This is a genomic window from Paracoccus thiocyanatus, from assembly GCF_900156255.1.
Taxonomy (GTDB): domain Bacteria; phylum Pseudomonadota; class Alphaproteobacteria; order Rhodobacterales; family Rhodobacteraceae; genus Paracoccus; species Paracoccus thiocyanatus.
Map to the genome: position 1 here is coordinate 22,952 of NZ_FTMK01000020.1, position 22,935 is coordinate 45,886.

Consider the following 22,935-nt stretch of genomic DNA (forward strand, 5'->3'; position numbering starts at 1 on the left):
TTCCGCTCCCGTGTCCATGGCGCGGGGGCGTTTTCATGGGGGATGACATGACCGATAGCAATGATGCCAGACAGATCGGCGAGGTTCTGGATTTCTGGTTCCCCGAGGGCCGCGCGCTGGATATCGACCCTGACCGCCATGCCGAGCTGTGGCGCTGGCGGATGCATGGCGGCGCGGACGGTGCGATTGCGGCGCGCTTTGGCCCGCTGACCGAACGCGGCGCGGCGAGGGCGCTGGATCATTGGGCCGGGACGCCCAGGGGCCGGCTGGCGCTGATCGTGGTGCTGGACCAGTTCCCGCGCTCGCTGTGGCGGGGCAGCAAGCGGGCCTGGGCGCAAGACCCGGCGGCCCTGGCGCAGGCGCTGGAAGGGTTGGAAAAAGGAGACTGGGCGGCACTTGGCCTGCCGTGGTTCCAGATCGCCTTCACCCAGCCTTTGGGCCATGCCGAGGGGCCGGACCATCTGGCCCGCATCGACCGGCTGATCGCCCTGCGCCGCGACATCGCCGCCCGTGCGCCGACGCCGTTGCGGCCGCTCTATGCCTCGCTCGTCGATCAAGCGGGGCAGGTGCGCCGCATCATCGCCAGCTTTGGCCGCCACCCGCACCGCAACGCCATCCTTGGTCGCAGATCGACGCCCGAGGAGGAAGCATATCTGGAAAAGGGCGCGTTTCCGCATCTGCGCGCCTTTCGGGGGTGAGCGCATCCCCACGGGTCAGGTGGGCTGCGCGACACCCGTCAGCGCCTGTCCGGCAACAGACGCCTTCAGCCGGCGGATCGGGTCCGACAGCAACCGCAGCCCGTTCAGCACCACCAGCACGGTGCCGCCTTCATGACCAATCACCACCAGCGGCAACGGCAGATCGAAGAACAGCCCGCCGATGACCAGAACCACCATGGCGCCGATGGCGAAGGTCAGGTTCTGCCGGATCACCCTTGACGTTCGGCGCGACAGGCGGTGCGCGTCCGCAAGCCGCTCCATATCCTCGGACAGCAGCGCCACATCGGCGGCCTGAAGCGCCACCTCGGACCCGGCCGCGCCCATGGCGATGCCGACATCGGCGCGGGCCAGCGCCGCGGCGTCGTTCACGCCATCGCCGACAAAGGCGATGCGGCCGGTTGCGGCCAGTTCGCCGACTTCACGCACCTTGTCCTGCGGCAGCATCCCGGCATGGATCTCGTCCGGTTCCAGCCCAAGGCTAGCGCCGATGCGCAGCGCCACCGGCCTGCGATCCCCGGTCATCATGACGATGCGGCGGACACCACTGTCGCGCAGGGCCGCGATCGCCCCGGCGGAACTGGCCCGTGCCTCATCCGCCACGCTGACGGCGCCCAGCACGGTGGCGCCGCGACCCAGATAGACGACCGTATTGGTGCCATCCGCCAGCGGCTGCAACGCGGGGTGATCCGTTGCGGCCTTCATGTCCTCGGCAAGATAGGCATTGCCCGCCCAAATCGGGCCAAGTGCATCGGACCCTTCGATGCCGATGCCTGGCCGGGCGTTCACATCGGCCACCTGCGCCGGATCAAGCCCGCGGCTGGCGACCTCACGGCGGATCGCGGCCGCGATATGATGCTCGGAATGCGCCTCCAGCCCCGCCAGCAGCGACAGGAACCCGGCCTCGTCGCCATCCAGCGCGACGATTTCCGTCACCTCGGCGCGGCCGGTGGTCAGGGTGCCGGTCTTGTCGAAGGCGAAGATATCGACCTCGGCCAGCGTCTCCAGCGCGCCGCCGCCCTTAAACAGAACACCGCCCCGCGCCGCCGCCGAAAGGGCCGACAGGATCGCGGCGGGGACGGAAATGACGATGGCGCAGGGGCTGGCGGCGACCAGCAGCGTGGCGGCGCGGTAAAGCGCCAGTTCCCAGTCGCCGCCCAGCCACCAGAACGTGGCAAAGGCGATCACCGCACCCGCCAGCACCGCGACCGTGTAGCGCTGGCCGAACCATTCGCTGAACCGTTCGGAGGGCGCGCGGGCGGCCTGTGCCTCGGTCACCAGACGGATCATGCGGGCGATGGTGCTGTCGCTGACGCTGCGCGTGACCTCGACCTCCAGCACGCCGTCGAGGTTGATCGTGGCCTCGAACACCTGCGCACCGGCCTCTTTCGACACGGGCATGGATTCGCCGGTGATATTGGCCTCGTCGATGCCGCCGCGCCCGGTGACGACCACGCCATCACTGGGCACCCGGGCGCCGGGGCGCAGCACCACTACATCGCCGACGGTCAGCACCTCGGCGGGAACTTCCTCGACATCGCCGCCCGCGGTCTTGCGCAAGGCGGTCTCGGGGCGCAGCGCCATCAAGGCCTCGATGGCGCGGCGGGCCCGGCCAAGCGCGCGTTCCTCCAGCGTGGTCGAGATGCTGAACAGCGTCAGCAGCACCGCACCCTCGAACGGGGCGCCGACGATTGCGGCGGCGATTGCCGCGACGATCATCAACAGGTCGATGTCAAGCACGCGCGCGCGCCACAGCTCCGACAGCGCGCGCCAGCCGGTCGGCAGGCCGCCAGCCAGATAGACCAGCACCAGTCCCGGCAGCTCCAGAGCGTCGAAAGCTCCGCTTGGTAGCCACCTGCCGGCCGCCGCCATTGCCATGCCGAGCACGGTAACGAGCGAAAGGGTCAGTGACAGGTCAATAGTTGGAAATCGCTTCATGTCAGGTTCCTGGCTGGCGAGGTCGCGGCTGGCAGCCGCCATCGCTGGCTGGGTGAGTGGATCAATCGGATGGCTTATGGCACCGAAATGCAAAGGCCGCGACGGCTATCCAGATGGCGCTGCGCAGGATCATCGCGCCCATGGTGCGTGCCTCCCATGCGCCGCCGGCACCGACATGCCACAGGAAGGCGGCGAAGACGGCCACCGTGGCCGTGGCGATGGCCAGCGACAGCAGCGGCGCCCACCCTGCGCCGCGCAACAGGCCGATCCCGGCCAGGACATAGGCAAATCCCGCGACGAAGTTGAACCACAGCACGAATGGCACCACTGCGCCCATATCGACGCCGCCGAACAGCGCCCTGCCGCCCGAAACGATGGTCAGCAGGCCGAAGATCACCGCGACGGCGGCGGCAACGGTCTGGCTGCGCGGTCTTCTCGTCATGTCTGCCTCCGGAGTTCGGGGTTTGGGGAGCGGCCGGGCGGGCGTGGCCCGGCCTGCCATGGGTTGCGGGTTGCGGCGCGCGGAACGGACCCCGCCTCAGGTCCGGCCAAACATGCGCCGCAGCACATCGGTCTTGAGCCAGAAATGATGGTAAAGTGCGGCGAGGATATGCAGGAGGACCAGCGGAACCAGCGCCAGCCGCGCGATGGAATGGGCTTCGCCGATCGCCTCGACGCCGGAAATCCACGCCGCCATTCCCGAAAGCGCCATCAGGATCAGCAGGAGGTTGAGAGCCGCATGCATGCCCGTGGCCAGAACTTTCAGGGCCGGGTGCTCGCCTTCCGGCAGGCCGGGGACGCCGCGCCGACGGCGCAGCACCAGCCGCCACAGAACGAGAACGAGGATCAGCGCGCCGGCAATGGCATGGGGATTGATTGTCGGCTGGTTCGGGAGCGTGCCCTCCATCCGCCCGTCCCATACCTTGACGATGCCGTCATGCATGAGGATCTGGAAAAAAACGAGGGCAGCAATCGTCCAGTGCAGGGCGATCTGGGTTCTGGAATAGGATGTCGGCTGCATCTTGGTTATACCTTTTCAAGGGCGAGGATCGGCGTGCGGGGTCTTGTGGTCATGTCTGCCTCCTGAATCCTGCCCGTCATGTGCTGACCAGATGGCCGTCGCGCAGGTGGATCAGGCGGTCGAAACGGTCGAAGATCTTTTCGTCATGGGTGACGGTCACGATGCAGGCTTCCTGCTCGACCGCGAGCTTGCGCATGAGGTCCATCACCAGCCCGGCGCGGGCGCCGTCGAGGGCTGCGGTGGGTTCGTCGGCAAGGATGATGCGGGGGCGGTTGGCCAGCGCGCGGGCGATCGCCACACGCTGGGCCTCGCCACCCGACAGCAGCGCCGGCTTGACCGTGGCGCGATGGCCGACTTCCAGATAGTCCAGCAGTTCGCGCGCCCGTGTCCGGCCTTCCTCGGCGGGCAGACCGGCAAGATCGAGCACGACCGCGACATTTTCCTGCGCCGTCAGGAAGGGCAGTAGGTTGTGACTCTGAAAGATGAAGCCGATCTTGTCGAGCCTGAGACGCCTCAGGTCGCGCCGCAGCCATTTGCCGTCGAAGACCGGCTCGCCGTCCAGCACCACCCGTCCCGCCGATGGGGCGAGGATGCAGCCAATGATGTTGAGCAGCGTCGTCTTGCCCGAACCTGACGGCCCGAGCAGCGCGATCACCTCGCCGGCGCGCACGGTGAGATCAACCGAGCGCAGGGCATCGACGCGGGTTTCGCCCTCGCCGAAATGCTTGGCGACGCCCGAAACCTCGATGAGGATGTCGCCGAGCGCCATGTCAGCTCCCGAGCGCGGTGGCCGGATCGACCTTCATCGCCGCCCGCACGCCGAGCGCCGAGGAGAGCAGGCAGACCGCAGCGATGATGCCGGCCAGCACCACGGCGTTGAACGGCTCCAGCACCACGCGGCGGGGGAAGTAGTCCTTGACGGTCAGGATCAATATCAGGCCGATCGCCCAGCCCGAGGCGCCGAGGATCAGCGCCTGCTGCACGATCAGCGCGACGATGGTGCGGTCGGGCGCGCCGATCAGCTTCAGCGTGGCGATCTGCTTCAGCTTCTCCATCGTCATCGTGTAGATGATGAGCGCGATCACCACGGCGCTGACGGACAGAAGGATGCCGAGGAACAGCCCGATCTGGCGGCGCGCCTTGTCGACCACGGAGGCCAGCAGCAATTCCTCCTGTTCTCCTTGCGTCATCGCGGCAAGGTGCTTCCACTGGCGCACGGTCGCGGTCAGCAGGCCCACGTCGGCGCCCGGTGCCATGCGGGCGATGACCGCGGCGACGGAGGCGGACTTGACGGAGACAGCCCCGCGCGCGGCCTGTACCCGCTGGGCGGCCGGGTCGAGTTCGGTCTGAAGCGCCATCGCGTCGGCAAGGGTGACATAGACCGCCGGATCGCCGCCCGAGTTCATCGCGCCTTCCACCAGCCCGACCACGGTGAAGCGGTCGCGCCCGAGCCGGATGGTCTCCCCCGGCGAAAGGCCGGTCTTGCGGTCGGCCACCATCTCGAAATGACTGGCGCCAATGCCGCGCCCCTCGGCGATTGCCCGCGGCCCGCCCGGGCGACCCGGCTCGTAGCCGACAACATAGAGCCGCAGGGTGCGCCCGCCATGCGGCGCCTCGACGTTCTGGTAGTTGACCGCGCCGGCCTCGGCCACGCCGGGCATCCGCGCCACCGCATCGCGCGTATCGGCGGGAATGCTGGAGGCTTCGGCGAAGGGGCCCTTGGTTCCGGCCTCCACCACCCAGACATCCGCGGCGGGCGCCTTCACCACTGCCAGCGCGTCCGAGACGAGGCCGTTGTAGATGCCGATCATCGCCAGCACGACCGTCATCAGCAGCCCGAGCCCGAAACAGGTCAGCACGAAGCGGAACAGCCCGTGGCGGATGTCCTTGAGCGCGAGGTTCATGGCGCCTCCCCAATGCGCGCGCGCCGGCCCTCGGCCGCGCCCTTCGGCACCCGGGCGACGATCATGGCTCCTTCGGGCAGGCCGCCGATGACCTCGACCCGACCGCGATTGTCGCGGGCGCCGAAGGTCAGTTCCGCGCGGGTCAGGCGTCCGTCCACAACCGTCCAGACCGTGCCGCGATGCCCGTCGAAGCCGGTGATCGCCAGTTCGGGTACCATCAGCGCGGTCGCGCGGGTGCCGGTCAGGATGCGCACCTCGGCCTGTTCACCGAGAAACATCTCCGCGGGACAGTCGGCGCAGGTCAGCCAGACGCGGCGTTCCTCGTTCACCCGGTCGCTTTCGATGCCGATGCGGGCAATGGTGCCGTGAAACTCGGCCGCGGGCTGCGAGCGCAGGCGGATCGTGCCGGGCTGGCCAAGGGCAAGCTGGCCGGCGCGTTCCTCGTCGACATAGGCCTGAATCCAGACGGTCGCGGGGTCGATCAGGGTCAGGACAGGATCGCCGGCCTTGACCACGGTTCCCGCCTCGGCATGGCGGGCAACGACCAGCGCATTATAGGGCGCGATCAGGCGGTGATGGGCCAGCAGGGTTTCCTCCTGCCGCAGGGCTGCCGCCGCATCCATGCCCTGGGCCCGGATCACCGCGACATCGGCCTCGGCTACCGCCAGATCGGCGCGGGCCACATCATCGTCGCGCTGCGCCTCCTCGGCGCGCTGGACCGAGGCGACATCGCGCTGCGCCAACCCCTGCTGGCGGCGGTTCGCCGCTTCGCGCTCGGCCAGAACGGCACGGGCGCGCACCACGGCTGCGGTGGCCTTGGCAAGATTGGCCTCATTGGCCGTCACCGCTGCGTCCGCGCGGGCGACACGCGCCTCCTGCTCGGCCGAGTGAAGGACGGCGAGTTCCTGCCCCTTGGTGACGCTGTCCCCTGCATCGGCGGCCAGCGAGGTCAGGGCGGCGCCCACCTCGAAGCCGACGCGGCTGAGGATGCGCGCCTCGACGGTGCCGAGCCCGTAGATGCGAAGGTCCACATCATGTTCGGACTGAACGACCACCACCGTCAGCGGGCGTTCGGTGAAGAACAGAAAGCCGGCAGCGACAGCCGCCGCCAGAAGAAGACTCGACAGCCAAATGCGCCGCATCGTCTATTCTCCTTCCGCAGCCAAAAGCCGGCACTGTGCGTCGAACAGGCGCAGCCCCTCGGCTCGCAAGTCGAAATCGCGAGTGCCGAGCGCCCAGCGGATCGCCACGCCCTGCACGAGCGACGTCAGCAGCGCCGCCGCATCGTTTGCGGCGATGTCGCCGCGCAACGCGCCGGTTTTCTGGCCGGCCCCGACCTCCATCGCCAGAAGGCTGTGGAAGGTCGTGAGCCTGCCGTGAAAGGTGGCGCGCAGCTTTGCGTTGGTGACGTTCAGTTCGCGCGAGAACAGCAGCATCGGCAGCGCGGGGGTCGCGTCGATCTGCGCGAATTGCGCGGAAATCAGGGCGCGCAACCTGACGACCGGCGTGTCTCCGAGGCACAATGCATCCTCCCACGCCGTTGCCAGCCCCTCGGCTACATGCTCGGCAACGGCCTGCCAGAGTGCCGCCTTGGTCGGGAAGTGCCGGAACAGCGCGGCCTGCGTGACGCCGATCTGCGACGCGACCGCCCCCGTCGTCACCCGGTCCGGCCCGATCCGGTCGGCCAGGTCGAGCACGGTGGCCACGATCTCGGCCTTGCGAAGCTCCGCTGGCTTTCGCACGGGGCACCTCGTTAGTTAGTGAGTGGTCACAAACATATTTAGGCTGCCTCATGCGATGCGTCAATCACTGGGCATCATTTTCTGCATGCATTGATTGCCGCGACACCGGGAACTAGGTGCGCAAGAGGGAGGCCGGCCTATCTCTGCCCCCGACGCCGCGAATACGGAAGACAACACGTAAGTTCGTCTAACGGAAGCTAAGCCGCAGCTCTGAAAAGTGCAGAACCATCTGGTTCAAGTTGTTTAATTAGGCCGGCATCCGCCTCGGAATGGATGGCGACGGTCTCGATCCCCAGCTTGCGGGCCGAGCGGATGACCCGGCGGGCGATTTCGCCGCGATTGGCGACAAGCAGCCTGCGCATCGGCTCAGGCCTCGATCCGGGCGACGACCGTGCCCTCGGTCACGGTGGCGCCTTCCTCGAACAGGATCTCGCGCAGGGTGCCGGGCTCGGGCGCCGAAACGGGGATCTCCATCTTCATGGATTCCAGGATCATGATGGCATCGCCTTCGTCGAGCCTGTCGCCCGGCTTTGCCTCGATCTTCCAGATATTGCCCGTGATCTCGGTCTTGATGTCGATCATCGTCACGTCGGTCTCCTCCTTCGCTCTGCCGCGAGAGTGCTGTGGTCGGAGGGGATGTTAACACGGCGATATAGTAGTTGTAATAACAACTACGCAAATTGGGCACCGAGGGCAGGGCGCCTGTCAGACCGGGTCGGGCAGCCCCTCCCGATGCCCGGCGCGGGCGGCAGCGGGGACCGCGCCGTCCTTAAGCAGCAGGGCCATGGCCCGGCGGCGGGCCAGGTCGCCCTGCGGGTTCATGCCGGCCTTGTGCAACTGGCGCTTGGCCTCGTGCAGCCGGGCGGCGAAGCTCGGGATGGAGACCAGGATTTCCAGGGTCGTCATTAGTTGTTTCATTTGCTACTCCTATCTGCGGGCGACATAGCGCGGGGCAGGGGCGGCTGCAATTGCAGCATCGGAATGCCGCAGTTGCATTGTCGTCAAACCGGCCGGTGGCTGGCAGGCGCGCGCCGATCCCGCTAGGGTCGGGGCAGAACGAGAGAGCGAGGTGAACCGTGACGGCACGTGTGGCAGCAGTAAGCACCGCCCCGGCGGATGTGATTTCCGACCTGCGCAAGCTGGGGCTGACGGAATACGAGGCGCGGGTCTATTTCCAGTTGCTCTGCGACAGCCCGGCGACCGCCTATGAGATCGCTAAGACTGCCAACCTGCCGCGACCCAATACCTACAACGCGCTGGAAAGCCTGGTGCAGCGCGGCGCGGTCCTGCCGGTCAGCGAGGCCCCGGCCCGCTATGTCGCCGCCCCGCCCGACCAGTTCCTGGATGCGGTGGCGCGGCGCACCAGCACGCTTTGCGCCGCCATCACCGCGCGCCTGGAAGAGGTCGCCCGCCCGGTCGAGGACCAATATGTCTGGACCCTGCGCGGCGATGCCCAGGTGCATGACAAGATCGCGGCGCTGATCGATTCCAGCCGCGAATCGCTGATGGTCAAGGCGAGCGACGAAATCCTGCGCCGGCATACCGACAGCCTGCGCGCCGCCGCCGCGCGCGGGGTCGAGATGCTGATGGTGCTGTTTGCCACCGATGTCAGCGAGTTCCGCTTTGGCCCCAATTGCAAGGTCTATCGCCACGAAGGCAACGGGGTGCGGATGGGCAAGACCGACAACCTGTTCACCATCGCCGCCGACCATGTCGAAATGGTGACGGCGCAGATCCTGGAAGAGGTGGTGGCGGTGCATACCCGCAACGAGCCGATCGTGACCATGGCCGAATCGCTGGTCCGGCACGATTTCTACATGGCCGAGATCTTTCTGCGCTTCGGCGACCAGATCGACGCCGCCTTCGGCCCCTATCTGCGCGACCTGCGGCTGGCCTGCTTTACCCCGGCCCAGGCCGAATCCTTTCGGCTCAAGACCGGGATTCGGGACTGATGGAATTGCGCCATAAAGGTGGTTGCTAAAGCAACTACTACCTTCTAGTCTCCGTTCCCGAACCAGGACGCGGCGCGTCCTTTGGCAGCCGCGCCCCCGCTGGTGCGGCGCGGCAAGGAGGGGAACAGAGATGCCGGAACCGCAATTCCGTCCGCGGCGCAGCGCGCTTTACATGCCCGGCGCCAATGCGCGGGCGCTGGAAAAGGCCCGCGAGATCGCGGCCGATGCGCTGATCTTCGACCTGGAGGATTCCGTCGCCCCCGAGGCCAAGGCCGAGGCCCGCGCCTTGGTGGCCGACGCAGTCGCGGCGGGCGGCTTTGGCCGGCGCGAGCGGGTGATCCGCATCAATGCGCTGGACGGACCCTGGGGGCGCGACGACCTGCACGCCGCCCTTGCCGCGGGGCCCGATGCGATCCTGGTGCCCAAGGTTTCCTCGCCCCAGATGCTGGTCGCGGTGCAGGCACTGCTGGGCACGGCCCCGGTGGCGCTGTGGGCGATGCTTGAGACGCCGGCGGCGATGCTGGCGGCCGGGCCGATCTGCCGGGTCCGGGCCGAGGGGGCGGCGAACCTGGCCGCGGTGGTGATGGGCACCAACGACCTGGCCAAGGACACGCGGGCGCGGCTGCTGCCGGGCAGGGCGGCCTATATGCCCTGGCTCGCCACCTGCCTGGCCGCGGCGCGCGCGGGCGGCATCGACATCCTGGACGGGGTGTTCAACGATCTCGACGATGCCGAGGGCTTTGCCGCCGAATGCCGGCAGGGCCGCGACATGGGTTTCGACGGCAAGACGCTGATCCACCCGCGGCAGGTCGAGCCCTGCAACGCCGCCTTCAGCCCCGACGCGCAGGAACTCGACTGGGCGCGCGCCATCGCCGGCCTGTTCGAGCTGCCGGAAAATCGCGGGCTGGGCGTGGTGCGCTTTCGCGGCCGGATGGTGGAACGGCTGCACGCCGAGATGGCCCGGCGCACCGTGGCGCTGGCCGAGGCCGGCTGACCGGACAACGCAAGGCAACCCAAGGGAGAGAGGATCATGGACCAGATCAATATCGCCGCCTGGAAGGGCCGGACCGAAACCGCCGAGGCACGGGCCGACGCCTGGCCCGTCCAGGGGTTGCAGGCGCTGCTGGACGCGCCGCCGCCGGACGAAGGCGCCACGCTGCCGCCCCTGGCGCATTGGTGCTATTTCACCCCCATGGTGCCGCAGGCGCGGATCGGCAGCGACGGCCATCCGCAGCGCGGCGATTTCCTGCCGCCGGTTGCCTTGCCCCGGCGGATGTGGGCGGGCAGCGATATGACCTTTGCGCGCCCGGTGCCGCTGGGCGCGCGGCTGCGCAAGACCGCCGAGATCGCCGACGTCACGGAAAAGCAGGGCAAGACCGGCACCATGGTCTTCGTGAAGGTCCGCAACCTTTACGCGCTTGCCCAGGACGGCGCGGCCTGCCTCGAGGAAATGCAAACCCTGGTCTATCGCGACGACCCGGCCCCCGATGCACCCAAGCCCGCGCCCCGGCCCGCACCCGGCGGCGCGGAATGGAGCCAGCCGGCCTGCCCCGACGAGGCGATGGTGTTCCGCTTTTCCGCCGTCACCTTCAACGCGCATCGCATCCATTACGACCATCCCTATGCCACCGGGACCGAGGGCTATGAGGGCCTGGTCGTGCAGGGCCAGTTGCTGGCCACGCTGATGCTGCGCGCCATGCCGGCCCGGCCACTCGCCGCCTTTTCCTTCCGCGCGGTGCAGCCCGTTTTCGTCGGTGAAAACATTCGGGCCGAGGGACAATTCTGTGATGACGGCACGGCGCAACTCTGGATCGCTGACAAGGAGGGCAAGCTGCGAATGTCCGGCGAGGCTCGTCTTGTGTAACGTTCGGGGCATCGCAAAAATCAGAATCGCGAATTTTTGAGACGCTGCGGCCACCGGACTGGGCTGTGACAACTCCTATGCGGGGACCCGGCCGGCATGCCCGCAGCATGGCCCGCTGTAGACACTGGTCGCCGCTCGCGGATGCCGGATCGGCGCGGAGTCCGGCCGGGCCGGTGCTTCCAGGGGCGCGGGTCTCCATGGAACTTCTGACGAGACGGGCGCCCCAGCGATCGCGCTGGTGGTGGCCAGGATGGTGCCGACCATCCTGTTCGCGCGGGCGGCCAGCGGCTTGCTCGAAGGCATTGTATGCCTTCGGTGAAGGGCCTCCGCTCTGATTGAGCAAATGGTCGTAAGGCATCGCCCTATGGGTCGCCGCAGCAGCCGCAGAACACCAGACCTGAGGGCAGCGACTTCGGTCGGTGCGCCGCGTTAAGCCGGTTGTTGCGATGTGCCTGCGCATCGCCCGGTGACGTTGAGGTATTTCTCGGCGACCTCCACCTGCCGGTCTCACCGTATCCCAGAGGGTTTGCTTGGCGATGCGGAACTCGGGCACCTCGGTGATCATCCATTCCGATGCCGGGTGCATGCGCGAGACCCGCTTGCCGGTGCGGGGATCCTCGACCCGGCGCGTGCGGTTCCAGACGATACGGCCCATAGATATCGTTGTTAACAGCTCGTTGCCGCGCCGACGCGGCGCGAGCCCTATGGCCTGCCGGGCTTGGCAGGCCTTCGTCGTTCAGGTCTTGCGCCGATGCCGACGGCGAAGTCGCGGAAGAGGCGGCGGACGACCGTCGGCTTTGCGCGGCTCGATCTCGCGGTCGCCGCGGATAAGCTTGCCGCGGGTATTGAGTTGCTTCAGCGCCATGTAGCCGAAGGAGATGCCACCACCGGATTTGCCCACCCCGACCCGGCCGCGATGGGCTTTCGCCACCAGACCTTCCGGGAAGGCGCGTGGCGCTGCTTAATGTCGATTTTAAGATTGTTGACATTAAGATGATGCCGCCCCATCCTTCGAATCAGCGAAGCATTCGGAGGGAGGAGCCGGAGATGCTTGCACTATCGCTGGTCCTGAACGGTATCGTTCTGGGCTCGGTACTGCTCTTGTTCAGCCTTGGGCTGACTTTGATCTACGGCGTTGGCCGGATCGTGAATTTCGCCCACGGCGCCTTGTTCAGCGCCGGGGCCATGGCGGGGGTCTGGCTGGTCGCCTCGGGCGTTCCCTTCGGCGTGGCGCTGGTCGTCGCGCCGGTGGCGGTGGGGCTGATCGGCGTGCTGATCGACTGGGCGATCCTGGCACGAATCCGCGACCGTCCGATGGTGGACAGCCTGCTTCTGACCTTTGGCCTGGCGCTGCTCATCACCGGCATTCTTTACGAACTTGGCGGCCGCAACGTGCAGATCATGCCGGTCCCGCAAGTGCTGGGCGGCCTGATCTCGCTGGGGGGCATCAGCCTGCCGGCCTATCGGGTCTTCGTCTCGGTGCTGGCCATCGCGCTGACGGTCGCGCTGATCCTGTTCCTGAAGAACTCGAAATGGGGGCTGCGGGTGCGCGCGGCCAATGACGACCCCGAGATGGGCGCCTGCATCGGCATCGACCGCGAACGGCTGATGCATTCGGTGGTGGGCGTCAGCGCCGCCCTGGCCGCGGCGTCGGGGGTCGCGGCGGCGCCGATTTTCACCGCCCATGCGGTGGTCGGCGACAAGATCCTGATCCTGGCCTTCATGACGGTCATCCTGGGCGGTCTGGGCAGCCTGCGGGGCGCGGTGGTCGCAGCCTATGCGGTCGGCCTGATCCTGGTCTTTGGCGAGGGCTATTTCGGCGGCCAGTTGGCGCTGATGCTGCTGTTCATCGTGGTCATGGCAATGCTCATCAACTGGCCGCGCGGATTTTTCGGCGAGGGGAGAACCGAATGATCGCAACAACCCTATCGGAGCGGCGCGTCCGCAGCCGGGGCAGCCTGATCGGGCTGGCCGTCATCGCGGCCGCGGGGCTTTTCCTGCCCTTCGCGACAGCGGACCAGCCTTTCTTGCTGATGCTGGCGTCCCATGCGCTGATCGCCGCGATCCTGGCGCTCAGCCTCGACATGCTGACCGGCAATACCGGGCTTTTGTCCTTCGGACATGCGGCATGGTACGGGTTCGGAGCCTATGTCGCGGGGCTGCTGTCGAAAAGCGTCAGTTCGGACATCGCCGTGCTGGTCCTGCTGACGCTGGCCGCGACGCTGCTGGTTTCGGGGGCTATCGGCGCTATCCTGGTGCGCCAGGTCGGCAAGACCTTCGCCATCCTGACCTTGGCGCTAAGCCAGATCATGTTCGCGCTCGTCTTCGTCTTTTCCGACATCACGGGGGGCGAGGACGGCTTGCAGGGCATCCCGATCGCAACCTTCTTCGGGGCGCAGATCGTCAGCCCGACGGTTTGGTACGCGATCCTGCTGGGCGCGTTGCTGCTGGCGCTGGCCGGGGCCTTGCATATCCGGCGCGCGCCGCTGGGGCGGGCCTGGCTGGCCATCCGCGAGAACAGCGAGCGGGCGCGGTTCATCGGCATGAACGTCGCCCTGCTCAAGCTGATTTCCTATATGATCTCGGCCTCGCTTGCGTCCCTGGCCGGGGTGCTGTTCGTGCTGTTCAATGGCGCGACCTCGCCCGACCTGCTGCACTGGCTCGAATCCGGCAAGGTGCTGATGTATGTCGTCCTGGGCGGTGTCGGAACCCTGTTCGGGCCGGTCATCGGCGCGGTGGTCTTCACCCTGGCCGAGCATTACGTCAGCAGCTTCACCGATGCATGGCTGATCTATTTCGGCGCGCTTTTCGTGCTGATCGTCATCGTTGCGCCGGGCGGGCTGTTCGGCGGCGCGGCCCGGCTCGCGACGCGCCTGTCGGCACGCAAGCCGGGGCGGAGGGCCGCGCAATGATCCTGGAAGTCAACGAACTGACCAAGCATTTCGGCGGGCTGAAGGCGGTGAACGGGGTCAACCTGCGGGTGAAGCAGGGTTCGATCCACTCGATCATCGGTCCCAACGGCGCCGGCAAGACCACGCTGTTCAACCTCATCACCGGGTCGATCCCGCCGATGTCCGGCACCGTCCTGTTCGACGGCCAGGACATCACCGGCTGGCCGCCCGAGCGGCTGGCGCGCGGCGGTGTCGCGCGGACCTTCCAGCGCACCAGCATCTTCATGGACCTGCCGGTGCTGGAAAACGTCGCGCTGGCGATCCGTTCGCGCGAAGGGCGCTCGGCCTCGCTGTGGCAGTCCCATCAGCACGAGGACGAGGCCGCCGACGAGGCGCGGGACATCCTTGCCAGCGTCGGCCTGCGCGGGCGCGAGGATGCCAAGGCCGGGATGCTGTCGCATGGCTATCAGCGCGCGCTGGACATCGCCATCGGCCTGGCGCTGAAGCCCCGGCTGATCCTGATGGACGAGCCGCTGGCCGGCATGTCGCGCGGCGACCGCGAAACCATCGCCGCGCTGATCACCATGCTGCGCGAGACCATGGGCCTGACCATCATCGTGGTCGAGCATGACGTGGGCATGGTCATGCGCCTGTCGGACCGCATCACCGTCATGCAGCACGGCACCGTCATCGCCGATGCCCCGCCCGACGAGATCCGCGGCAACGAGGCCGTCCGCCAAGCCTATCTGCACGGGAGTTTCGCACAATGAACGCGGTGCTTCGTTACGAAAACCTCTCGGCCTTCTACGGCGCCAGCCAGATCCTGCACGGGCTAAGCTTCGAGGTGCCGGCCGCCTCGGTCGTGTGCCTGCTGGGCCTGAACGGCATGGGCAAGACCACGACGCTGCGCGCGACCATGGGGCTGGTGGACCGGACCGAGGGGCGGATCATGCTGAACGGCCGCGAGCTGGCGGGCCCGACCTTCCGCCGCGCCCAGATGGGGGTGACGCTGGTGCCCGAGGATCGCAAGGTGTTTGCCAACCTGACGGTCGAGGAAAACCTGGAAGTCGCCCGCCGTCCCACCGGGTCCGGCCAGGACTTCACCATCGCCGAGGCGGTCAAGATCTTTCCGCGCCTGGGTGAACGGATGGACCAGAAGGCGGGCACGATGAGCGGGGGCGAGCAGCAGATGCTGGTCGTGGCCCGCGCCATGCTTGCGAACCCGGCCTATATGATGCTGGACGAACCGACCGAGGGCCTGTCGCCCAGCTATGTCGGCGCCATCGCGCAATCCATCGAAGAGGCGCGCAACCGCGGCATCGGCGTCATCCTGGTCGAGCAGAGCATCCCGCTGGCCCTGTCGGTCGGCGATGCCTTCCATGTCGTCGAGAACGGCCAGATCACCCGCAGCTTGGCCCGCGACGAGGCGCTGGCGGACCGAGAGGGGCTGGAGCGCATGCTGACGGTCGAATGACCCGCCGGTGCAGCCTGCAAGGGATGGAAAATGGCGCGACCCTGGGACGCGCGGGGCCTTCACAGATCAATATTCAGGAATGAGATGAGAACCGAAATCGAATCCAAGGAAATGCTGGCGCGCTATGGCATCGAGACCACGCTGCCGGAACTGGCGATCTCGCCGGACGATGCCCATGCCATCGTCTCGCGCATCGGCGCCCCCTGCGCGCTGAAGGTGGTCTCGCCCGACATCGTCCATAAGGTCGATGCCGGCGGCGTCCGCCTGTCGGTGACTGCGGAAGGGGCGGCGGATGCCTGGCGCTCGATCATGGATGCCTGCCGCGCCTCGCATCCATCGGCGCGCATCGAGGGCGTGCTGGTCGAGGAGATGGTGCCGGCCGGGATCGAGGTTTTCATCGGCGGGCGGATCGACCCGGATTACGGGCCGGTGGTGCTGTTCGGCGCTGGGGGCAGCGGCGTCGAACAGCGCAGCAAGCCGGTTGCTGCGCTGGCGCCGCTGGCCGAGGCACAGGCCCGGACCATGATCGACGCGGCCTTTCCTGCCCCCTTCGCCGGCGACGATGCCGCCGGACGCGCCGCGCTGACCCGATGCCTGCTGGCGGTTGCCGGTCCGGAAGGCATGTTGCTGAACGAGGAGATCGCCGAACTCGACATCAACCCGATCATCCTGTCCGGCGCGCGCGCCGTGGCGGTCGATGCGGTCGCCGGCGGCGTGCGTCCCGCAGCCACTCCGCGCGGCCAGGCGGAAACCGCTGCCGCCCTTGACGCTCGCCGTGCCAAGCTGGCGGGGATGGGCGCGCTGTTCAATCCCAAGGCCATTGCGTTCATCGGCGCCTCGACCTCGGCCGACAAGCTGGGCCATCACATGATCCGCAACCTGGTGGATTTCGGCTTTACCGGCCCGATCTATCCGATCCACCCCAGCGCCGACGAGATCTGCGGCCTCAAGGCCTATCCGACGATCACCGATGCGCCGGATGGGATCGACCGTGCGCTGGTCGCCGTCGCCAGCCATCGCGTGCCCGAGGTGCTGGCCGAATGCCGCGCCAAGGGGGTGAAGCTGGTGCAGGTGCTGACGGCGGGCTTCGCCGAGTTTTCCAGCGACAGCGCCGATCTGGAGCGCCGGATGCTGGAGCAGGTGGCAGACGGGGCGATGCGCATGGTCGGACCGAACTGCATCGGCACATTCTCGGCCCGCTCGCGCATGGCGATCGGGGCGGCGCGCTATAACCCGGCCGAGGGCGGGGGCATCACCTTCTTTTCCCAAAGCGGCACCTTTGCCGGCGACGTGGTGCGCCGCGCGCAGGTCTGGGGCCTGCCGCTGGGGCGGGCGCTGTCCTGCGGCAACTGTTCGGACCTGGACATGGTCGATCTGCTGTTGCAGGCCGAGCAGGATCCCGAGACCGAGATCATCGCCTTCTATATGGAATCGCTGCGCGATCCGGGGCTGTTCTTCCGCGCGGCTGCCGCAATGGAAAAGCCCGTGGTGATCCTGCGCGGCGCGCAGACCGAGCAGGGCCAGGTCGCGGCCTCCAGCCATACGGCGGCGATGGCGACGGACAGCCTGCTGTGGGATGCGGCGCTGGCGCAGTCGGGGGTGATCCAGGTGTCGAATGTCGACGACCTGATGGATACGCTGCTGGCGCTGAGCGCGCATGGCAAGGGTCAGGGCGAACGGTTGGCGATCTTCGGCTCGGGCGGGGGGGTCAGCGTCACCGCCTCGGACGCGGCGGCGCGGGCGGGGCTGACCGTTCCTGCGCTGGATCCGGCGACCGAGGAAGGGCTGCGGCGCTTTGGCATTCCCGGCACCAGCGTGGCCAACCCCATCGACATCCCGGTCTGGGGCCTGCGCGACGGCGACCGCTATATCTTCGAGGAGATCATCAACCTGCTCAAGGACTCGCCGGTCATCGACCGGGTGGTGGTCTTCGTCGAGATGGGCTGGGTGCTCGACTTCATGGAAAGCGACGAGGCGGGGCTGGTCGCGCTGGAACGGATCTGCGATTCGATCACCCGCGCGCGACCCAATGGCGCGGCCATGTCGCTGGCATTGCGCAGTTCGGGGGATCAATATCAGGACGATTTCGTCCGCGACCAGCGCCGGAAGTTCCTGAAGCAGGGGGTCTCGGTATATCAATCGACATCGCGGGCCGTTCGTGCTCAGGCAAGGCTCATTCACGGTAAGAGGGTGTTGAATTGATCAACCGCGCTTCCAGCAATCCGCGAACCCCGATTTTCGGCACCCATGTCGATCTGGACAGAACTTTTCGGACCGATGCGGCCGATGCCGATGGCATGCAGACCCTGCCCGAACAGCTTACCGCCCGGATCATGGCGCTGATCATCAACGGCGAGTTCGAGCCGGGGCAGCGGTTGCAGGAAAGCGCCTTGGCCGAACGGTTCGAGGTCAGCCGCGGTCCGATCCGGGAGGCGCTGCGGATGCTGGAGCGTGAGGGGATGGTGACCATGGCCTCGCGCCGCGGCGCCAGCGTCACCCGGCTGACCGCTGAGCGGCTGCGCGACATCTTCAACGTGCGTGCGGCGCTTATGGGCATATGCGCCGAGGAACTGGCCGACCGGCGGGACCCGGAAATCCAGTGGATCATGGACGAGGGGACCCGCCGCCTGTTGGCGGCCAACAAGGCCGGTGACGAGGAAGAGTTCATCGCCATCGTCTATCAACTCAGCATGTATATCTCGGATGCGGCCGGCAACGAGATCGCGCGCTCGATCCTGTTCTCGCTGGGCCGCCAGACGCTGCCCCTGACGCGGCGCCTGTTCCAGACCGAAACCGAACGCCTGACCTGGGCCGGGAACTGGCAGGCGATCAGCGAGGCGATACGCGCGGGCGATCCCGTCCGGGCGCGTCAGGCGGTGCGCAAGCTGCTGGCCGATATCAGAACGGGGGTTCTGGCCGTGCACGAGCGTCTCGAAGAGGAGCGCCGTTCCGCCCAGTCATAATCAACGGGTTCACAAAGCGGGAACGGACCCGGTCGTCGGTGCCTCGGGGGAGGGGGCGCCGGGTGGTTGCTCATGCCCGCATCGCAAGAGTGGAGGAGAGAATGAGAAAGTTTCGTCTCAGCAATATGGCGGCATGCGCGCTTGCGGCCTGCGCCGCATGGCCGGCAGGCCCGGCGGCGGCCGAGGTCGCCATCGGGGTCCTGGTGCCCACGACCGGGGTGCTGGCGCCCCTGGGCAACGACATGCGCAACGGCTTTCTGCTGGCCGCGAAGGGCGCCACCGTCAAGGGCGAGCCGGTCAGGCTGATCGTCGAGGACACCGGCGCCAATCCCGCCAATGGGTTGCGCAAGGCGCAAAAGCTGGTGCTGGAGGACGAGGTCCCGCTGCTGCTGGGCATGGCGAGCAGCGCGGTCACGCTGGGCATCAACGCGCAGGCGCCGCGGCTGAACGTGCCTATCGTTACAACCAATGCCCAGGCGGTGCCTGTCACCGGCGAGCAGTGCAGCCGCTTCATGTTCCGCACCGTGCCCCATGACGGCAATACCGCCAAGGCCAGCGCAGCGATGTTCGCCGAGCGTCCCGACCTGATCGAACGGAAATGGTTCGTGGTCTATCACGACTATGCCTATGGCCTGTCCAACAAGGCCGAGTTTTCGCATATCCCCGGCATCCAGATCGCCGGAGAGGCCGGCCGCCCGATGGGGACGGCGGACTGGTCCAGCGCCATCTCGCAGATCCAGGCCAGCGATGCCGACGGCATCTATCTGGCGCTGGCGGTGGGCGACGACCTGGCCGCCTTTGTCAACCAGGCGCGCGGCTATGGGCTGGACATGCCGATCATGACCCCGGCGGGCATCCCCGACACGATGCTTCAGGCGCTTGGCAAGAACGGCGTCGGCATGATCGCCAACGGGCTGACCGCATCGTGGATGCAAGAGGACGAGAACCCGCAGATCGCGGAACTGGTCAAGGCCTATCACGACGAATACGGCATCGTGCCGGGCTATCAGGCCATTCAGGCCTATGCGGGCATGCAGTTCGTGCTGGCCGCGCTGGAGGCCGCGGACGAGATCTCGACCGATGCCATCATCGCTGCGCTTGAGAACACCGCGGCCGAAACCGTGGTGGGCCCCATCGACATCCGCGCCGAGGATCATCAGGGCATGCAGGGCACCTTCGTCGCCGAGGCGGTCGCGCTGGACCCGCCGCGGCACGGCGCGTCCATCGGCTGGAAACCCGTCACGCAGATGAGCTGGGACCAGATCAACCTGCTTCCCGAAGAAACCGGGTGCAAGGGTTTCTGACCCCACCCCCCGCCACGCTTTGACAGGAAAGAGCAGCCATGGCCGGAAAGCCGCTATCCATCGGTTTGATCCTGTTCTGCCAGGTCTCGGCCATGACGCTGTGGTTCTCGGCCACGGCGGCGGCGACGGCGCTGGTGGCCGATGGCACCCTGTCGGGCCAGCAGGCGGGCCTGTTGACCGGCGCGGTGCAGCTTGGCTTCGTCGCTGGGACCCTGCTTAGCGCGCTGACCGGCATGGCCGACCGCTTCGATCCCCGGCGGCTGTTCGCCGCCTCGGCCATCGGCGGGGCGGCGGCCAATGCGCTTTTGCTGGTCACGGGCTTCGACGGAGCGGGGACCGTGGTGCTGCGCTTTGTCACCGGCATGGCGCTGGCCGGGGTCTATCCCGTGGGCATGAAGATGGCCGCGGGCTGGACGCAGAAGGGCATAGGGCTGATGATCGGCGTGCTGGTGGGCGCGCTGACGCTGGGATCGTCGCTGCCGCACCTGTTCAACGCGGTGGTCGGGCTGGACTGGCGCACCACGATCGCCATCTCCAGCCTTTGCGCGGCCAGCGCGGCGGGGGCGATCCTGTTCTCGGGTCTTGGCCCGCATCTGCGAAGCGCCGCCCGCTTTCGCCTGTCCGAGGCCCGGCAGGCCGTGCTGCGCAAGCCGGTGCTGCTGGCGAATGCCGGATATCTTGGCCATATGTGGGAACTTTACGCCATGTGGGCCTGGATCGGCGTGTTCCTGGAATGGGCGCTGGCGCAGGCGGAAAGCCCGCTGGCGGCGCAATCGGGGCTTATCACCTTCGCGGTGATCGCGACGGGGGCCATCGGCTGCGTGGTGGCCGGGATGCTGGCCGACCGCTTGGGCCGCACCACCGTCACCATGGCGGCCATGGCGATCAGCGGCGCCTGCGCCCTGTTGATCGGCCTGACCCCGGCGGTGGGCGCCTTTGCCGTCATTGCCGTCGCGCTGATCTGGGGCGTCAGCGTGGTCGCCGATTCGGCGCAGTTCTCGGCCAGCGTCGCGGAACTGTCCGAGCCCGAACTGGTCGGCACCATGCTGACGCTTCAGACCTGCATGGGCTTTCTGCTGACCTTCATCATCATCCAGGCCATGCCGCTGATCGTCGCGGCCAGCGGCTGGCGCTACGCCTTTGCCACGCTGGCCATCGGCCCATGGCTGGGCGTGCTGGCCATGTGGCGGCTGCGTCGGCTGCCCGAGGCCACACTGCTGGCCAAGGCCGGCGTTGAATAGAAATCTTCAGCAACGGAGGTCCCGATGGAATGGGATACGCTTCTTTACGACCAGCCCGAGCCGGGCATCGCCGTCGTCACCTTCAACCGGCCGGAACGTGCCAATGCCATGAACCAGCACATGCTGGCCGAGCTGGACGAACTGTGCGCGCTGATCTCGCGCGATGACAGCATCCGGGCGGTTATCGTCACCGGCGCGGGCAAGGCGTTCTCGTCCGGCTTCGATCTCAAGGCCCAGGCCGAGGCGACGCCGCAGGGCGTGCGGGAATGGGAGCCGGTGCTGGAGGCCGATTTCCGCGGCATCATGTCCTTTTGGAACCTGGCGGTCCCGACCATCGCGGCGGTGAACGGCGCGGCGCTTGCCGGCGGCTTCGAACTGATGATGGGATGCGACCTGGCGCTTTCCACGGAAAGCGCGGTCTTCGGCGAGCCGGAGCTGAAATTCGGCGCCGGCATCGTCGCCATGCTGCTGCCCTGGCACGTGCCGCCCAAGATCGCCAAGGGCGTGATCTTCACCGGCGAGGATTCGATCTCGGCGTCCCAGGCGCTGGACTGGGGCCTGATCAACCGCATCGTGCCGGCCGAGGATCTGCTGGCGGAGGCCGTGGCGCTGGCCCGGCGGATATCGCGGCTGGACGCGATGGCGATGCGGCGGACCAAGCAGGCGATGCACCGCAGCTATGAGCTGATGGGGATGCAGGCGGCGCTGCGCGCCTCGCTGGATATCGACATTCTGCTGGAAGGCGAGGGGACGGATCTGAAGCGCGGCTTTCTCAAGGTGCTGCGCGATGAAGGATTGGGCAAGGCACTGGCGTGGCGCGAGGCGCGCTTTGCCGAAACGTGACATCAGGGGAAAGGAAGAAATCATGTTCGACGCAATCCTGATCGACAAGGACGAAAGCGGATATTCGGCCAGGCTGGCGCAGTTGGACGACGATGCGCTGCCCGAAGGCGACCTGACGGTCGAGATCGAATGGTCCACGATGAATTACAAGGATGCGCTGGCGCTGACCGGGAAAAGCCCGGTCGTGCGCCGCTTTCCCATGGTGCCCGGCATCGACTTTGCCGGCACCGTGATCCAGTCGGGCAGCGATGCGTTCAGGCCGGGCGACAAGGTGGTCTATACCGGCTTCGGCCTGGGCGAGACGCAATGGGGTGGCTATGCGCAAAAGATGCGGGTGTCTTCAGAGCGGACGCTGAAACTGCCCGAGGGTCTGGACGCAAGGCAGGCGATGGTGATCGGCACGGCCGGATTCACCGCGATGCTATCCGTTCTCGCTCTTGAACGGCATGGCGTGACACCGGGCGACGGCGACATTCTGGTGACTGGGGCGACGGGTGGCGTCGGCAGTTTTGCCGTGAAGCTGCTGGCCGGCCGGGGCTACCGGGTCATCGCGGCAACCGGCAAGGCCAGCGCAGGTGAATATCTGACGGGTCTGGGCGCCGCCGAAATCCTTGATCGGGCCGAGCTTTCGGCGCCGGGCAAGCCGCTGGGCCGTGAACGCTGGATCGGCGCAATCGATGCCGTGGGCGGGCATACCCTGGCCAATGTCTGTGCGGGCACGAAATATGGCGGTGTCGTTGCCGCCTGCGGCCTGGCCGAAAGCATGGACTTTCCCGCCAGCGTCGCCCCGTTCATCCTGCGTGGGGTGACGCTGGTCGGGATCGACAGCGGGTTCTGCCCGATGGATCTGCGCGTCCGGGCCTGGCAGGCGCTGGCGAAGGAAGTCGATGCCGACACGTTCGCCCAGGTTGCGAGCCAGATCGGTCTTGCAGAAGTGCTAGACCGCGCGCCGGACCTGCTGGCCGGAAAAATTCAAGGACGCCTTATCGTCAAGATCCAGGAAAGCTGACGCCAGCCACCGACAGGTCGCCGGACGTTCTCAACGGTCGCGGCTTTTGCCCGCGCGGATGATCTGCCGTCCG

25 protein-coding genes are annotated in these 22,935 nt (G+C 67.3%); 14 read left to right on the forward strand and 11 right to left on the reverse strand.

The window, feature by feature from the left end; all coding sequences use genetic code 11:
* Positions 1-47 precede the first annotated feature (47 nt).
* Complete coding sequence (locus F3H32_RS13560) at positions 48-698, forward strand: DUF924 family protein (RefSeq protein WP_223191455.1); 651 nt, start codon at positions 48-50, stop codon at positions 696-698.
* 15 nt (positions 699-713) lie between these two features.
* On the opposite strand, the gene F3H32_RS13565 is transcribed toward F3H32_RS13560, so the two are convergent.
* The 10 genes from F3H32_RS13565 to F3H32_RS13610 all read right to left on the reverse strand — a co-directional run bounded on the left by F3H32_RS13565 (position 714) and on the right by F3H32_RS13610 (position 8,239).
* Positions 714-2,654: a heavy metal translocating P-type ATPase gene (locus F3H32_RS13565; RefSeq protein ID WP_036760170.1), complete on the reverse strand. Its 1,941-nt coding sequence runs from the start codon at positions 2,652-2,654 to the stop codon at positions 714-716.
* A 61-nt stretch (positions 2,655-2,715) separates the two neighbouring features.
* Positions 2,716-3,096 (reverse strand): hypothetical protein, encoded by a 381-nt coding sequence (locus F3H32_RS13570; protein ID WP_149766318.1) that lies wholly within the window; start codon positions 3,094-3,096, stop codon positions 2,716-2,718.
* A 96-nt stretch (positions 3,097-3,192) separates the two neighbouring features.
* Positions 3,193-3,675 (reverse strand): cytochrome b, encoded by a 483-nt coding sequence (locus F3H32_RS13575; RefSeq protein ID WP_149766319.1) that lies wholly within the window; start codon positions 3,673-3,675, stop codon positions 3,193-3,195.
* Positions 3,676-3,751: 76 nt separating this feature from the next.
* Positions 3,752-4,444 carry an ABC transporter ATP-binding protein gene (locus F3H32_RS13580; protein ID WP_147427916.1) on the reverse strand — a complete coding sequence of 231 codons (693 nt, stop codon included), beginning with the start codon at positions 4,442-4,444 and terminating at the stop codon, positions 3,752-3,754.
* A 1-nt stretch (position 4,445) separates the two neighbouring features.
* Positions 4,446-5,579, reverse strand: a complete 1,134-nt coding sequence (locus tag F3H32_RS13585) for an ABC transporter permease (protein ID WP_147427917.1) — start codon at positions 5,577-5,579, stop codon at positions 4,446-4,448.
* Positions 5,576-6,721 (reverse strand): efflux RND transporter periplasmic adaptor subunit, encoded by a 1,146-nt coding sequence (locus tag F3H32_RS13590; protein ID WP_149766320.1) that lies wholly within the window; start codon positions 6,719-6,721, stop codon positions 5,576-5,578. Before F3H32_RS13590 ends, F3H32_RS13585 begins: the two co-directional genes overlap by 4 nt.
* A 3-nt stretch (positions 6,722-6,724) precedes the next feature.
* Positions 6,725-7,285: a TetR/AcrR family transcriptional regulator gene (locus F3H32_RS13595; RefSeq protein ID WP_223191456.1), complete on the reverse strand. Its 561-nt coding sequence runs from the start codon at positions 7,283-7,285 to the stop codon at positions 6,725-6,727.
* A 233-nt stretch (positions 7,286-7,518) separates the two neighbouring features.
* Positions 7,519-7,683, reverse strand: a complete 165-nt coding sequence (locus tag F3H32_RS13600; RefSeq protein WP_316702590.1) for a biotin carboxylase N-terminal domain-containing protein — start codon at positions 7,681-7,683, stop codon at positions 7,519-7,521.
* 4 nt (positions 7,684-7,687) lie between these two features.
* Complete coding sequence (locus tag F3H32_RS13605; RefSeq protein ID WP_149766343.1) at positions 7,688-7,903, reverse strand: biotin/lipoyl-binding carrier protein; 216 nt, start codon at positions 7,901-7,903, stop codon at positions 7,688-7,690.
* Positions 7,904-8,026: 123 nt separating this feature from the next.
* The gene (locus tag F3H32_RS13610) at positions 8,027-8,239 is read right to left on the reverse strand and encodes a hypothetical protein (RefSeq protein ID WP_149766321.1); all 213 of its coding nucleotides are present in this window, start codon (positions 8,237-8,239) and stop codon (positions 8,027-8,029) included.
* A gap of 158 nt (positions 8,240-8,397) precedes the next feature.
* Here F3H32_RS13610 and F3H32_RS13615 point away from each other — a divergent pair, with 158 nt between their 5' ends.
* The 3 genes from F3H32_RS13615 (at position 8,398) to F3H32_RS13625 (ending at position 11,137) form a co-directional block, all read left to right on the forward strand.
* On the forward strand, positions 8,398-9,273 hold the full coding sequence (locus tag F3H32_RS13615; protein WP_149766322.1) for a TrmB family transcriptional regulator: 876 nt from the start codon (positions 8,398-8,400) through the stop codon (positions 9,271-9,273).
* Positions 9,274-9,403: 130 nt separating this feature from the next.
* Positions 9,404-10,267, forward strand: a complete 864-nt coding sequence (locus tag F3H32_RS13620; RefSeq protein WP_149766323.1) for an HpcH/HpaI aldolase/citrate lyase family protein — start codon at positions 9,404-9,406, stop codon at positions 10,265-10,267.
* A gap of 36 nt (positions 10,268-10,303) precedes the next feature.
* Positions 10,304-11,137: an FAS1-like dehydratase domain-containing protein gene (locus tag F3H32_RS13625; RefSeq protein ID WP_149766324.1), complete on the forward strand. Its 834-nt coding sequence runs from the start codon at positions 10,304-10,306 to the stop codon at positions 11,135-11,137.
* 736 nt (positions 11,138-11,873) lie between these two features.
* On the opposite strand, the gene F3H32_RS13630 is transcribed toward F3H32_RS13625, so the two are convergent.
* Positions 11,874-12,068, reverse strand: coding sequence for a hypothetical protein (locus F3H32_RS13630; protein ID WP_149766325.1), 195 nt, complete (start codon positions 12,066-12,068; stop codon positions 11,874-11,876).
* Positions 12,069-12,184: 116 nt separating this feature from the next.
* Between F3H32_RS13630 and F3H32_RS13635 the strand changes: the two genes are divergently transcribed.
* From F3H32_RS13635 to acuI, 10 genes are all read left to right on the forward strand, one after another.
* On the forward strand, positions 12,185-13,051 hold the full coding sequence (locus F3H32_RS13635) for a branched-chain amino acid ABC transporter permease (RefSeq protein ID WP_149766326.1): 867 nt from the start codon (positions 12,185-12,187) through the stop codon (positions 13,049-13,051).
* Positions 13,048-14,049, forward strand: coding sequence for a branched-chain amino acid ABC transporter permease (locus tag F3H32_RS13640; protein ID WP_149766327.1), 1,002 nt, complete (start codon positions 13,048-13,050; stop codon positions 14,047-14,049). Before F3H32_RS13635 ends, F3H32_RS13640 begins: the two co-directional genes overlap by 4 nt.
* A complete protein-coding gene (locus F3H32_RS13645) occupies positions 14,046-14,798 on the forward strand; it encodes an ABC transporter ATP-binding protein (protein ID WP_115754993.1) in 753 nt (250 codons plus the stop codon). The genes F3H32_RS13640 and F3H32_RS13645 overlap by 4 nt, the downstream gene beginning before the upstream one ends.
* Complete coding sequence (locus F3H32_RS13650) at positions 14,795-15,502, forward strand: ABC transporter ATP-binding protein (protein ID WP_149766328.1); 708 nt, start codon at positions 14,795-14,797, stop codon at positions 15,500-15,502. Before F3H32_RS13645 ends, F3H32_RS13650 begins: the two co-directional genes overlap by 4 nt.
* A gap of 84 nt (positions 15,503-15,586) precedes the next feature.
* Positions 15,587-17,704: an acetate--CoA ligase family protein gene (locus F3H32_RS13655; RefSeq protein ID WP_149766329.1), complete on the forward strand. Its 2,118-nt coding sequence runs from the start codon at positions 15,587-15,589 to the stop codon at positions 17,702-17,704.
* Complete coding sequence (locus F3H32_RS13660) at positions 17,701-18,465, forward strand: GntR family transcriptional regulator (RefSeq protein ID WP_149766330.1); 765 nt, start codon at positions 17,701-17,703, stop codon at positions 18,463-18,465. The genes F3H32_RS13655 and F3H32_RS13660 overlap by 4 nt, the downstream gene beginning before the upstream one ends.
* Before the next feature lie 101 nt (positions 18,466-18,566).
* Positions 18,567-19,769 carry an ABC transporter substrate-binding protein gene (locus F3H32_RS13665; protein ID WP_149766331.1) on the forward strand — a complete coding sequence of 401 codons (1,203 nt, stop codon included), beginning with the start codon at positions 18,567-18,569 and terminating at the stop codon, positions 19,767-19,769.
* Positions 19,770-19,807: 38 nt separating this feature from the next.
* Positions 19,808-21,010, forward strand: a complete 1,203-nt coding sequence (locus F3H32_RS13670) for an MFS transporter (RefSeq protein WP_149766332.1) — start codon at positions 19,808-19,810, stop codon at positions 21,008-21,010.
* Positions 21,011-21,034: 24 nt separating this feature from the next.
* Entirely contained in the window at positions 21,035-21,853 is an 819-nt protein-coding gene (locus tag F3H32_RS13675; RefSeq protein ID WP_149766333.1) for an enoyl-CoA hydratase/isomerase family protein, read from the forward strand.
* Between the two features lie 22 nt (positions 21,854-21,875).
* A complete protein-coding gene (acuI, locus tag F3H32_RS13680; protein ID WP_149766334.1) occupies positions 21,876-22,862 on the forward strand; it encodes an acrylyl-CoA reductase (NADPH) in 987 nt (328 codons plus the stop codon).
* Positions 22,863-22,935 lie beyond the last annotated feature (73 nt).